Origin of the sequence: Dyadobacter endophyticus (genome assembly GCF_014641595.1) — a bacterium.
GTDB classification, from domain to species: Bacteria; Bacteroidota; Bacteroidia; order Cytophagales; family Spirosomataceae; genus Dyadobacter; species Dyadobacter endophyticus.
On sequence record NZ_BMIA01000001.1, the window covers coordinates 1,917,883 to 1,931,287 of the forward strand.

Consider the following 13,405-nt stretch of genomic DNA (forward strand, 5'->3'; position numbering starts at 1 on the left):
CACCATTTTTGTTGCGTCATTTACTAAAACCATGAAAATGCTAAGAATTCTCCTCGTTGTAATCATCCTCGCCAGCTCACTCCTGTCACCGGCATTCGCACAGTTCCCCGCCACAGGAAGCAGCCAGCCCAAAGCCCTGCCGGGAACCGCCGGCGACCAAAGTCCGAAGGGATCGGCCAAGCTAACTGGTTCCATTGTAGATTCGGCTTCTTCGAAAGCGATCGAATTTGTCAGCATTGCATTATACGACAAGGCCAACAACAAAGCCGTAGACGGAACGGTAGCCGATGAAAAAGGGAAGTTCACACTCAACAAGCTCGCTGCGGGCGACTACAAAGTGCTTATTTCCTTCATTGGTTATGCCAACAAAACAATCGATAATATCAAGCTCTCCAAAGGCCAGGAAGCAGACCTCGGAACGATCAGCCTCAGCTCCAATACCAAAACCCTCAACGAGGTAACTGTTACCGGGCAAGCCGCGTTGATCGAAGAAAAGGTGGACAGGCTGGTTTACAATGCCGAAAAGGACATTACGGCCAAAGGCGGTGACGCAACCGACATTTTGCGCAAGGTTCCGCTGCTTACCGTGGACCTCGATGGCAACGTTTCACTTCGCGGAAGTCAGAACATCCGTGTTCTGATCAACAACAAGCCCAGTACCATTATCGCCAACAGCGTAGCCGATGCCCTGAAGCAAATCCCGGCTGATCAGATCAAGTCGGTGGAGGTAATTACCAGCCCGTCTGCGAAATATGATGCGGAAGGCTCGGGCGGGATTATCAATATTATTACTAAAAAGAATTCGCTGCAAGGCCTCAATTTGAACGTCGACGCGGGTGTAGGAAACCGTGGTTCGATGCTCGCATTGAATGGCGGCTACCGCAAGGGCAAAGCCGGTTTCACGATCGGCGGTTTCGGAAGGGGCATGTATAATACGGTTACCAAAACATCGCTCGAACAAACCAGCACCGTGGAAAACGTAGCCACCACCACACGTCAGACCGGCGACGGTTCGAGTCACGGCCTCTTTGGAAACTACAACCTGGGCTTCGACTATGATATTGCTAAAAACCAAAGCCTTACTGCGGGTGTAAAATACGGTGTGCGGAACTTCTCCAACCAACAGGACCTGGTAACCCGCCTGATGAAGACCGGCTCTCCCGATGCCCTGTCCGCACGCAACGTGGCGGCCGACAATCTTTCGGGAACGGTGGATGTGAATGTCGACTACCTGCACACGTTCAAACCCCAGCAGGAATGGAGCATATCGACGCTGTACAGCCGCAACGACCTTACCAACGACTTCGACGCCGACATCTTCAGAGAAAAAGAATTAACCTCACGTCAACGAAACCTGAACAAGAGCATCAACCAGGAGTTTACCTTTCAATCGGATTATCAGACGCCTATCAAGAAAAACCAGATGCTGGAATTCGGCGGAAAGGGCATTTTCCGCGAGGTAAAAAGCAAGTACAGCTTCCTGATTGCCGAGCCAACGGGTGATTTCCGCCCGGAAACCGACCAACCAGCCGGCGACCTGACTTACCACCAGAATATCGCGGCAGCCTATTCTTCTTATACTTACACCACTAAGAAGCGCTATACATTTAAAGGCGGCTTGCGTTACGAACACACGTTCATCGACGCCAGTACCAACGAGGGCGTGGTGGGTGTAGGTAATTATGGTGTGCTGGTACCGAGCGTCAATGCTTCAAAGACATTTAAGGGTACGACCCTGAAGCTGGGTTACAACCGACGCATTCAGCGTCCGGGGCTGCAACAGCTGAACCCGAACTTCAACTCAGCCAACCCTCAGAATATCACGATCGGTAACCCCGAACTTCGCCCCGAGCTCACCAACAATTACGAACTGGGGCTGAGCAAGAATATCAAGAAAACATACGTGAATGCGACGTTCTTCGGACGCTTTACCAATAATGCGATCTCCCAGGTGCGCCAGCCTTCGGATACCCTTCCGGGCGCGATCGTGACCACTTATGAGAACATCGGTAAACAGCATGCCTACGGCGCCAATATTTTCGCCAATATAGCGGCAACGTCCAAGATCAACTTCGGGGTTTTCGCCAACGTATTCTACACCAAACTCACCGGTCAGACCCTCGGGCAAAACGGCCTTTCTCAGGAGATCGATAACGATGGCGTGAATGTGAGTGGCGGTATTTTCTCTCAGGCGACGTTCGGAAACGGCTGGGGCGCGCAGGCATTCGGGTTCATGCAGGGACAGCAAATCCAGTTACAGGGTAAGCAAGGCGGCTTCGGCTTCTATACGATCGGTGTGAAGAAGGAATTCGCCAACAAAAAGGCCAGCCTGGGTCTTGCTGCCGAAAACTTCCTGAGCAAAAGATATAAAATGCATACTGAATTGACTTCCTTGCAGTTCAACCAGGTAAATGATATATATCTTTACAACCGAGGGTTCCGTCTTACATTTACCTACAAAATCGGCAAAATGACGATGGACGCGCCTAAAAGAAAGGCAAAATCGGTTAACAACGACGACGTGAAGAGCGAAGGCGGCGGACAGCAGCAAGGTGGTGGCGGACAAGGCGGCGGCGGAAACGCGCCCCGCTAGGCGCGCCCCGCTAGGCGTGCCCCACTAGGCACACAACAATTCATGAACTTACACAAGCCAGTTTAACTCAAATACAACTTCGGTATGAACACAAACAAACTAATTTGGACAATGGCAGTGGCGCTCGTTTCCGCTGCTTCTTATGCGCAGACTGTGGATGAAATCGTAGATAAACACGTGGCCGCCCTCGGCGGGCTCGACAAGATCAAGGGGGTCAACACCGTGATCACCGACCGTTCGCTTGCGGTGCAAGGCATGGAAATACCGAACAAAACCACGCTGGTAGTGGGCAAATCCGTCCGCAACGAGTCGACGGTAATGGGCAATACGATGGTACAGGTGGTAGACAACGGCCAGGGCTGGATGATCCGCCCGACGATGATGGGCGGTACCGGTGAACCCGAAGACATGCCCGCCGACCAATTGAAACAACAATTGAGCTCGCTCGACCCGTTCGGCGGCCTGGTGAACTATAAGGAGAAAGGCAATAAAGTAGAACTCGTAGGCAAAGAATCCCTGGACAAAAAAGACGTTTTCCACCTGAAACTCACCACGAGCGACGGACAGGTAATCGAAGAGTTTGTCGATGCAAATACCTACCTGGTGACCAAAGTAAAAGTGTCGATGAACGGCAACGAAGGCGAAATCGACCTATCGGACTACAAAGAAGTGGACGGCGTGAAGTTCGCGAATACGATGGAAATCAGTAACCCGCAAATGGGTACCATGTCATTCATTACGAGCAAAATAATTGTCAACAGCCCCGTCGATCCGGCGATATTCAAGAAGCCGGCGAAATAGAGGATTGGCGGCCGCTAGCTGTCAAAAAGCGATACTTTCCCAATAGCGTTGTCATCTGAACAACGCTATTTTTTTTGACAATTCGATCGGGTCCTTCACCTCCATTTTGTCGTAAATGCGCCGTTTGTAGGTGCTGATCGTGTTTTCTTTGAGATTCATGATCGCCGCGATTTCCTTCGTCCATTTACCCTCCGTCATCAGCTGCATCACGCGCCGTTCGCGGGGCGACAGGGTGACGATCGGGTTACCGCCTGTGGTACGACCGCTTATATCGGTAAAGCTGGACAGGAAGATCTGCTGGACGTCGTAGCTTACGTAGCGCCCGTGATCGAGGATCGCCTGAACTGCTGTCAAAAACTCTTCTTGCGGTGCCTGTTTGGAAATAAAACCATCCGCACCGGCCTGGAGGTAGGGCAACGCATAAACCTTCTCGTCGAACGCGGAGTGGATCAGAATCGGAAGCCCGGGTTGCTTCTCACGCAGGAGTTTGATCATCCGCACGTTTTCTCCGCCTGGAATGTCGATATCCAGCACAGCCAAATCGAATCGCTCGTGTTCCAGTACCGACAATGCCCCCTGAAAGGTTCCGGCTTGACTGACGCTGGCCCTCGGATAAAATTCGGCAAATACCATTTTTAACCCCAGCAATATGAGCGGGTGATCCTCAATACATAAAAATTTCATAGAAGTGCTGACCGATAAAGATGGGGTTTGACTATTGTACAATATAAAGATATTATGAACAAAAGGTGTCCTTTCGGTATAGAAATATATCTACACGCCGGAGCTGCGCGTTCTTTGATCGTCAGCTCAACATGGTCACTTTTTCGATCAGTTTGATGAGGCTGTTGACCTGCATCTTTCTAAGTATCCGCATTTTATGGGTTCCGACGGTCGTTTTGTTGATATTCAGGATCGCCGCAATCTCACCGGTAGATTTGCCGGAGATCAGATGGTCCATCACCTGCCGTTCTCTGTCTGAAATGCTCATGAGCGGATTCACATACCGCAGCGACCGGTTTATCTGGCTTTCCTGGATGATCTGCTGCTGCAATGCGGTGCTCGCATACTTTCCCATCACCATCATGGCCCTGATCGCTTCGTCGAATTGCGGCGAAGATGCCAGTTTGGATAAAAAACCGTCCGCACCTGCCTTCATATACGGCAAGCCGTAGATACTTTCATCGAGATCCGTAATCACCAGAATAGCAGTGCCCGGATACAGCGCTTTCATGCGTTCCACTACTCCCGCGCCGGCTTTCCCTTTGATATCAACGTCAAGGATGACCAATTCATAAACGTTCCGGCCCGCAAGGTCGTACGCCGTGTCGACGGACGAAGCCGCGTCTACCGTTGTTATGGGATTGATCTCGCGGATCTTCTGTTTTAATCCCAGCACTGTTAGCGGTTCGTCCTCGATAATGAGTATATTCATAAATTGGCTGATTGGCAGACAGAACCCGGGCATTTCGCCCTGTCGCGACTGTCATAATTCTGCTTAATAAAATTGTGGAAGTAATTCGTATTTTTTGGTCGTAAATTTAAGAACAAATATTACATATTTACGCCTACATGTAAATGTAGAAATTTCTCGAAGATAACTCAAACATACCCGGTGCAAATTCTTCCGGCTGGCGGACGTGGTGGAAAGTAGCGAAACAATCCAAATAGCCTCTAAAACGCCTTAAATTGCCTTCTTTGGCGATTCCTGGCAAAGAAACTTTATACCCGCGAGTAAAAGTTTTTTTGCCGAACCGCGTAATTAACTGTAAACTTGTACAGACCGTTGAATAACTTTTACATCAGATACTAGGAGTTTTACTCAATATTTACTGCATTAATTTGATAACCATTGAGTCCTAAAAGGTTACAGACGGCCGGAAACTGAATACAAGTCCTCCTAAACAAAATGAAAAAAATCTTACTGGTTGAAGACCATGCGATTGTTAGGCTCGCTACCCGGTTCTTGATTCTTGATTTACTGAACCCGGTGGTCGTCCATGAAGCTGGCTCTTTCAGTGAGACACTCGCGCAACTAAACAGCAACCAGATCGATCTGGTGATGCTCGATATCAACATCCCCGACGGCGAAGGCTTCAATATGATCCCCAAGATCCGGGAAATACAGCCCAAAGTCCTGGTCATGATTTTTTCGAGCCTCGAAGAAGAGATTTATGCATTACATTATATTAAAGCCGGCGCAAACGGCTTCCTGTCTAAAAATGCTTCACAGGAAGAAATAAAAAAGGCAATATTGTCCATGCTGGAAATCGGCAATTACATTAGCGTGGCCGTTCAGCAGCAACTGCTCCGCAATACCCTCGAAAACAAACCGAACGGCGAGAATCCGCTCGAAAATCTGTCGCAACGGGAGCTGGAAGTAATGGACATGCTAATTGAAGGCTATTGGACAAAGGAAATAGCGATCAAGCTCAACCTCACCGAAAGCTCGGTTAGCACCTACAAAGCACGGATTTTCGAAAAGCTGAAAGTTTCGACACTGATCGAAATGTTCAAGAAAGTCCAGTTCTACAAAAGCCAGAATCCTGGTATTTAATTACTTAACTATCAACAATTATTTTTTTAGTTGAAATATTTGGCATAACTACGAAACATTCGTAGAATTACGAAAAAATCGTAGCTATGGAAAAACTAACGATCCAGGAGCAGGATGCCATGCTCGCCATCTGGAAAACCGGGGAAGGGAACGTAAAATTGTTCATGGAGGCCATGACGCCTCCCGTCCCACCCTATACGACGGTCGCATCGACCATCAAAAACCTCGAAAAAAAGGGGTACCTCATTAGCCGGATGGTCGGCAATGCCTATTTGTACGCCCCGGCCATCAGTGAGGAGGCCTACAAGCAAAAGTTTATGGGAGGAGTGGTGAAAGACTATTTCGAAAATTCCTACAAGGAGCTCGTGAGCTTTTTCGCGCAAAAGAACAAGATTTCAGCCGACGAACTGAGAGAGATCATCGGCCTGATCGAAGGAAAGAAGTAATTCATCCAAACTTTTTCAGCTATGTCGGCATTACCGGATTACCTGCTCAAATTGTCGGTCAGCCTTGGTGTGATCGCACTTTTTTACCACCTGGTACTGCGCAAGCTTACGTTTTACAATGCGAACAGGCGTTATCTGTGGCTGTATTCGTATCTCTGCTTCGTGATCCCGCTCATCAATATCAACCATTTCATCGCGCCCGAGCCCACGCCCGCGCGTATGTTCGTGCAAAGTGTACCTACGTTTACCCGCATAGCCGCACCTGAATCCGCGACTTTTCCACCGGGGTTTCCGGCTGCGCTGACGGTCGCCGCCGAACCACAGATCCTTACTGCTTCCGATTGGATTTTTTACATATGGCTTGCCGGCGTGGCATTCATGACATTGCGCTTAGGCGCGCACGTCCGCTCCTATCTTCGTATCAGGTCACAATCGGAGTTGATTTCAAACGACGGCGTAAAAATCTTCCATTTCGACCTCGATATGAGCCCATTTTCATTCGGGAAAGCCATTTTTTACAACCCGCACCTGCACAAGCCCGACGAGTTGCAGGATATGATCCTGCATGAATACATTCACGTGCAGCAGTGGCATTCGCTCGATGTGATCTGGTCAGAAATCCTCTGCATTATCAACTGGTTCAACCCGTTCGCATGGCTGATCCGCAGCGCAATCCGTCAGAACCTTGAATACATTGCGGATCAGAAAGTGCTCGAAAACCATCCGGACACGAAAGCTTATCAATATTTGCTCCTGAAAGCAGCCGTCGGCCCTGAGTTTTCGCTCGTGAACCAGTTTGGTTACCATTCCTTGAAGCAAAGGATCGTGATGATGAATAAAAATGCAAGTCCGCGGGTATTATTAGCTTGTTTCCTGTTCATTCTCCCGTTACTCGCAGTGACGCTGGCTGCATTCAGATGGGACGTGCCGGGAAAAGGGAAAGTGCAGAATTTCTGGAAAAGCAATGTCGAGGTTAGTAACAGGAAACCGAAGAATCTGTTGCATATGGCCGGGCTCCTGCTCGATGAAACCGGGAAGCCGATTGCTGGTTTGCCGTTGGAAGTCAAACATGACGAAGTCTACATCAAAACTATCAAAACAGATAAAGACGGTTTTTACTTTGCTGAATTGCCCGTCAAACCTGAAAAAGGCATTACTCATAGTTATTCCATTGGAACTGAGGATCCCGACCATTATCTGAGTTTCCACACAGGCGAGCAATATCACGGCGGATTCGACTTTGGAGAACGTTTCAATTATTACTTTATCCGTAGGCGCACAATGCCCGAATTGCGAAATCACTCATATTCAATAGATTCGAAACCATTTTACGACGGATACGACCCGTCAAAGACCCGGGAAGAACTCAAAGCCTATCTGTTCGCCAACGTGGCGCCTCACCAGAAGGAAATGGACCTCAGGGTGGATTACATTGAAACCCACCGCTGGTCAAATGATGTGATCACGCTTTACAAAGGCGGGTACTTCGACCGGAAAAAGCAGTTGGTCGGCTTCGAAGGCGATATAACACTCTTCCTCGACGGCAAGAAGGCGACTCCCCGTGAAATCAATAGCGCATTCAAAAACTATCCGTACTTGCTCAACGAAAGACAGGAAAAGAGGAACTGGGGACAGAACAATTTCTGCACCGAAATCTCCTACCTCACCTTCCCGCTCTACCGCGATGCCCCGCCGACTGAATTAGTTAAAGGAAATGTAGAAGTAAAAAACGTCCGATCCTTCGATCCGGCCCGATTAAAAAACGAACCTTACCTGCTCGACGGCTTCCGGCAGGTTTATGGCGCCAGCAGCAATTTGATCCCTGAAAAACGGGACGTAAAAAGGATAATGCTGCTCAAAGGCCAGCTGGCGAAATATTATGATCCGTCACTCAACGAAATATGGTGGATCGAAACCCGGCCAATCAATGAAGTTTTCGAACGGCCGGATTTCGCTTCCAAATAACGGTTCACGGTTATCAGCACAAGGCCGACTCATCGCATTGCTCCCGCACGCATCGTGTATGCGCGAGCGTGAGGCTGGGTTTGATCAATTCTTTGAAAAAAGGCACCACCGGCTCTCCGGCAGCCATCAGTTTGGGCCAATCAGGCGAAGCAATGGCAGCACGGCCGATCGATACCAGGTCGGCCGCGTTGCCGTTCAGCAATGTTTCGGCCAATGCAACATCCTGCATACCGCCGTTGGCGATCACAGGCGATCGGAGAATGCTTTTGGCAATGCTATTGGACGAAGTTCCATCGGGATAAACGCATTCGCGCTCCCACCGGCCACCCTCGGCTGCGATGTGCACATAATCCGGATCGATTTCGGCGAGTACCTCGAATATCCGCCGAGCCGTTGCCGAACCATCCGGCCACCGGTATGCGAGGTCGTTGACTTTGCTTTCAGAAACCCGGATGCCGACGATGAAACCGAGTGGCAAGGCCGCTTTCACCGCTTGATACACTTCTATTAAAAACCGTAGCCGGTTCCGTTCATTGCCTCCATACTTGTCGGTGCGGAGGTTGGTATGCGGTGTAATAAACTGGTCGAACAGGTAGCCGTTGGCGGCGTGCAGCTCCACCCCATCGAACCCCACTTCGTACGCCCGCAATGCGGCATTGACATAGCCGGTTTTCACCGTTTCAAAATCCTCGGCCTGCATGGCGCGTGGCATTGGAAACGGGCTTGGCGGCACGGTATTATCGGTCGCACGCAGGCCTGCCGGCAGAACAGCCGAAGGGGCGATCGTTTCCTCACTGCTTTCGGACAATGCACCGCCGTGCATCAATTGATTTATAATGAGCGCGCCATGGCTATGAACAGCCGTCACCACACGTTTCCAGCCATTAATATGTGCCGCATTTGTAATTCCCGGCTGGTTGCGATTGGCTTTACTGAATAGTTCGTCCGTGAAGGTGCCTTCGGTTATGATCATACCAAAACCGCCTGCAGCAAATGCTTCATAATAGTCCGCCATTTCCTGCGTAGGGATGCCTGCGTCCGTTGCACTTACACGCGTCATGGGCGCCACCACGAGGCGGTTAGCTAGTTTTCTGCCACGTATTTCGGTAGCGTCAAATATCGTTTTGCTGATCGTTTCCATACTTTGTTTTTACTTACAAAAGTACCGGGCCGGTCAGGGGGGACGCGTATAACTATTTTAATAAAGCTCCTTAAACTTATTTAATATCGCCGGATAAACCTGGCCGCGACAACTGCTTGCGGATCTGGCTCAGAAATACGGGCGTAATGCCCAGGTAAGACGCAATGTGCCGTTGGGGCATGCGCTGTTCGAGGGTGGGGTATTTGGTAACGAGCGCCTCGTAACGTTCGGCGCCGGTCATAGAAATGGCATTCAGGATACGCTGGTCCTGTGCGATGCCTCCCTTCTGTTCGAGTATCCGCCAGAAGCGTTCAAATGCGGGAATGTCCTTGTAAAGCTGTTCGAGGTCATTCTTTTCTATTTGTAATAAAACAGAGGCTTCCAGCGCCACGATGTTCCGGGTGGCCGGGACCTGTAAATGGAAACTGGTGGAATCGGATATCCACCAGTCTTCCATCGCGAAATGCAGGGTATGGTCGTTCCCCTTCTCGTCCACGTAAAATGAACGAAGAAAACCTTTGCAGACGTAGCTTTCATACTGGCATACATCGCCCTGCTGAACGAGGTATTGCCGGGGAAGCAGCTTACGGACTTTCAGAATGGAAACAAAATGGGCCTGTTCGGTCGCCGTGAGCTCAATGCGGCGCAGAACATGGTCGATGATCATCCTTTGCAATGCGGGGTCTTTTTCCAATGGATTTTGCAGCCTGGTGTTTACGGCAAATATTGGAAACTAATCTTTGCGATCCAATCTGTACGATCCGAAGGCCTAGCTGAGCGTACCGCCGTCGATGGTGATCACCGAGCCGGTGGTGTAGCTGTTGGTTGGGCTTGCCAGGAATGCTACGGCATCGGCAATGTGCTCGGGACGGCCATATTTCGGGATCGACATCATACTCCGCTGAAAATCCGAGAATTCTGATGTCGACGGGTTCATATCCGTATCAACCGGCCCCGGCTGAATCAGGTTTACAGTAATGCCCTTCGGTCCCAGGTCCCGCGAAAGCCCCCGTGTAAAGCCCGACAGCGCCGATTTGCTCGCCGCGTACAACGTCGCCTGCGGTACCGCCGCTCGGTCGGCCATGCAGCTGCCGATGGTAACGATACGTCCGCCCTGCTCCATTTTGCGCGAAGCCGTGAGGCACGCCTCGAATACGGATTTGACATTCACATTCATTACAAAATCATAGTCCTCCGTGGTGTGCTCCTCGAACGTCTTGCCCACATACACGCCGGCGCTGTTCACGAGGATATCGAGCTTGCCATAATGTTCGATTGCCTGGTCGATGGCAGCCGACACGGCCCCCTCCTTCGCATTGTCGGAATGCAGGGCTATGGCGGTGAGGCCGTCCTCTGCCAGTTCGTTTACGAGTGCTTCGGCTTGGGATTTACTGTTGACGTACGTAAAAGTCACCTTTGCTCCTTCCGCAGCAAGCCTTTTTACAATTGCGGCCCCGATGCCCCTCGATCCTCCTGTTACAAACGCGACCTTGTCTTTCAAGTTTTGCATGATGATGAATTGGTTTTGATTCATTGCAAAACTACCCTGCTACTCGTAATTTTACAGGTACTAACATATTTATCAAGTACTAACATAAATGTAAGTTATGCGAAAACAGAGCTCCACGAACCTTGAAAACGAAATATTGATCAACGGAAATTGTGATATGGCCTACACTTTGGACCTGATCGGTGGCCGGTGGAAGCCATCGATCCTGTGGCGGCTTGCCTATGGCGCCCTGCGGTACAGCGATCTCCGCCGCAGCCTCCCGGCCGTCTCCGAGCGGATCCTTATCCTGCAACTCCGCGAAATGGAGGCCGATGGGCTCATCAGCCGTAAAGTATACCCCGAAGTCCCGCCCCGTGTGGAATACCAGCTTACCGATCTCGGCAAAAGCCTCGAACCGGTCATTAACATATTGACCGACTGGGGCAGCGAAAACCGCCCGAACTCGGAAAAAAGAAAGGTGCGGTGCCCGGTATTAACAATTAAATAACACGCATTTTCCACGTACAATCGGCACAAGTTCAAATCTTCGTGCGTACATCGGCATGGGCAGGCGTAATTTTAAACGCGCCGCCGTATCCCCGAAATACGCAACGTTATGAACAACCGTGACCCGTTTTTGCACCGTTATTTCCCCTGGCTGCTGCTGGCAGGCATATTACTCAACATTCCCGGCCTCTGGCTCGACATCATCGAACCCGACGGCGCACTTTATGCCACCATTGCCAAGCACATTGTGCTGCATAACGACTGGGTGAACCTCTACGGCGACGGTCACGACTGGCTCGACAAGCCTCATTTCCCGTTCTGGATGGCGGCCATTAGTTACAAGGTCTTCGGCATCACGGGTTTTGCGTACAAACTGCCCGCATTCCTCTTCTGGCTCCTCAGCCTGCGCTATACCTATCTCATAACGAGGGATTTATATAATGAAGACGTTGCCAGGATAGCGGTACTTATCTATACGGTGGCCCTGCACAGCACATTGGCCAACTTCGACGTCCGTGCTGAGCCTTACCTCACTGCCTGCATTACCGGCGCGGCCTGGCATATGCTGCGTGTAAATGCCCGCGCCCATTGGCTGCACATCGTATGGGCCGCATTGTTTGCCGCCTGCGCCATCATGACCAAAGGTGTATTTGTGCTGATTACGCTTGCTGGCGGCTGGGCCATCTACTGGCTCATAACCAAGCAATTCCGCGAATTTATCAATTACCGCTGGTGGATGGTGCTCGCGATTTGCTTCGTTTTCATCGTTCCGGAGCTTTACAGTCTCTACGTACAGTTTGATTTACATCCTGAGAAAGTGGTTTTCGGACGTACAAATGTCTCAGGCGTACGTTTTTTCTTTTGGGATAGCCAGTTCGGCCGGTTCTTCAATACGGGCCCGATCAAAGGAAAAGGCGATGTGACGTTCTTCGTACATACTACGTTATGGGCATTCCTGCCGTGGTCTCTCGGACTTGTAGGCGGGATCGTTTACCTGTTGAGGTTCGAGAAAAACCGTGATGCGATCCGCTGGGTAATTTATGGTAGCACGCTGGTAACGTTCCTGTTGTTTTCATTGTCCAAATTCCAGCTCCCGCATTATCTGGTCATCGAATTCCCCTATTTCTCGATCATCACCGCTTACTTCTTCACCGAGCTCGCAAAGCGTTCTCAATTAAAACACCTTGTCACGATTCAGACCGTACTGCTCGTGCTGACGCTCGTTTTCATTTCCGGCCTGCTCTACATCACCCGCATTGAGCATGGCATTGCCGCCGCGGTCATTGGGCTGGTGATCGTTGTTACGGCGTGCCTCGTCCATTACCGCAATGCCATGCAGCAGTTGCTTTTCAAAGGCTACGCGATGGCCGCTATGTTATACATTTTTCTGTTTCAATTCTTTTACCCGTTTTTACTACAATATCAATCCGGGATGCTGGCGGCGCGGGTCATTCCTGAAAAAGACAGCCATTTGCCTGTTGCAGCCTATGGTTCATTCTCTTATAGTTTCGAGTTCTATTCGCCGGGTGAAGTCAAACTGATCAAAAACGGTAAGTATCTCAACGATTTCATCGACACCGCGCCCTGCTACCTTTACACGACTGCCGCCGTCGCCGACAGCCTGATCCGCTCCGGCGTCGACGCCGAAGTTCAGGCTTCGCCGAAGCATTTTCATGTGACGCGATTGAAATATGGTTTTCTGGATGAAAAAAAGCGGAGCGCCGTGGTAGAACCCCGCTACCTGCTCTACATCCGCGACGAGCATACACTGTAAATTACACGTTTAGCCTACATTTTTTTCCCATTTATTCTTTATTAATTCCTAGTTAAGCCAATATTATAGGTGCGCGTCTAGATTTGGATCAGCCCGGAAGGCTCACGCCGGGCATTTACTCAAATCTTTCAC

General features: G+C 50.2%; 12 protein-coding genes. 7 read left to right on the forward strand and 5 right to left on the reverse strand.

Going from position 1 to position 13,405, the window contains the following annotated elements; genetic code table 11:
* The first annotated feature begins 31 nt into the window (after positions 1 to 31).
* The gene (locus IEY24_RS07940) at positions 32 to 2,593 is read left to right on the forward strand and encodes a TonB-dependent receptor (protein ID WP_188930358.1); all 2,562 of its coding nucleotides are present in this window, start codon (positions 32 to 34) and stop codon (positions 2,591 to 2,593) included.
* 84 nt (positions 2,594 to 2,677) lie between these two features.
* Complete coding sequence (locus IEY24_RS07945) at positions 2,678 to 3,394, forward strand: outer membrane lipoprotein-sorting protein (RefSeq protein WP_188930365.1); 717 nt, start codon at positions 2,678 to 2,680, stop codon at positions 3,392 to 3,394.
* A 51-nt stretch (positions 3,395 to 3,445) separates the two neighbouring features.
* Here IEY24_RS07945 and IEY24_RS07950 read toward each other — a convergent pair whose 3' ends face one another.
* Both IEY24_RS07950 and IEY24_RS07955 read right to left on the reverse strand, forming a co-directional pair.
* Complete coding sequence (locus tag IEY24_RS07950; protein WP_188930367.1) at positions 3,446 to 4,078, reverse strand: response regulator transcription factor; 633 nt, start codon at positions 4,076 to 4,078, stop codon at positions 3,446 to 3,448.
* Positions 4,079 to 4,199: 121 nt separating this feature from the next.
* On the reverse strand, positions 4,200 to 4,829 hold the full coding sequence (locus tag IEY24_RS07955) for a response regulator transcription factor (RefSeq protein ID WP_188930369.1): 630 nt from the start codon (positions 4,827 to 4,829) through the stop codon (positions 4,200 to 4,202).
* A 474-nt stretch (positions 4,830 to 5,303) separates the two neighbouring features.
* Here IEY24_RS07955 and IEY24_RS07960 point away from each other — a divergent pair, with 474 nt between their 5' ends.
* From IEY24_RS07960 to IEY24_RS07970, 3 genes are all read left to right on the forward strand, one after another.
* Positions 5,304 to 5,951, forward strand: coding sequence for a response regulator (locus IEY24_RS07960; RefSeq protein WP_188930371.1), 648 nt, complete (start codon positions 5,304 to 5,306; stop codon positions 5,949 to 5,951).
* 86 nt (positions 5,952 to 6,037) lie between these two features.
* On the forward strand, positions 6,038 to 6,397 hold the full coding sequence (locus IEY24_RS07965) for a BlaI/MecI/CopY family transcriptional regulator (protein ID WP_188930373.1): 360 nt from the start codon (positions 6,038 to 6,040) through the stop codon (positions 6,395 to 6,397).
* Between the two features lie 21 nt (positions 6,398 to 6,418).
* Positions 6,419 to 8,362 (forward strand): M56 family metallopeptidase, encoded by a 1,944-nt coding sequence (locus tag IEY24_RS07970; RefSeq protein WP_188930375.1) that lies wholly within the window; start codon positions 6,419 to 6,421, stop codon positions 8,360 to 8,362.
* 13 nt (positions 8,363 to 8,375) lie between these two features.
* On the opposite strand, the gene IEY24_RS07975 is transcribed toward IEY24_RS07970, so the two are convergent.
* From IEY24_RS07975 to IEY24_RS07985, 3 genes are all read right to left on the reverse strand, one after another.
* On the reverse strand, positions 8,376 to 9,503 hold the full coding sequence (locus tag IEY24_RS07975) for an oxidoreductase (RefSeq protein WP_188930377.1): 1,128 nt from the start codon (positions 9,501 to 9,503) through the stop codon (positions 8,376 to 8,378).
* Positions 9,504 to 9,579: 76 nt separating this feature from the next.
* On the reverse strand, positions 9,580 to 10,197 hold the full coding sequence (locus tag IEY24_RS07980) for a Crp/Fnr family transcriptional regulator (protein WP_229221581.1): 618 nt from the start codon (positions 10,195 to 10,197) through the stop codon (positions 9,580 to 9,582).
* 75 nt (positions 10,198 to 10,272) lie between these two features.
* Entirely contained in the window at positions 10,273 to 11,013 is a 741-nt protein-coding gene (locus tag IEY24_RS07985) for an SDR family NAD(P)-dependent oxidoreductase (RefSeq protein ID WP_188930379.1), read from the reverse strand.
* 97 nt (positions 11,014 to 11,110) lie between these two features.
* Between IEY24_RS07985 and IEY24_RS07990 the strand changes: the two genes are divergently transcribed.
* Both IEY24_RS07990 and IEY24_RS07995 read left to right on the forward strand, forming a co-directional pair.
* On the forward strand, positions 11,111 to 11,500 hold the full coding sequence (locus tag IEY24_RS07990) for a winged helix-turn-helix transcriptional regulator (RefSeq protein ID WP_188930381.1): 390 nt from the start codon (positions 11,111 to 11,113) through the stop codon (positions 11,498 to 11,500).
* A gap of 108 nt (positions 11,501 to 11,608) precedes the next feature.
* On the forward strand, positions 11,609 to 13,273 hold the full coding sequence (locus IEY24_RS07995; RefSeq protein WP_188930383.1) for an ArnT family glycosyltransferase: 1,665 nt from the start codon (positions 11,609 to 11,611) through the stop codon (positions 13,271 to 13,273).
* Positions 13,274 to 13,405: the final 132 nt, after the last annotated feature.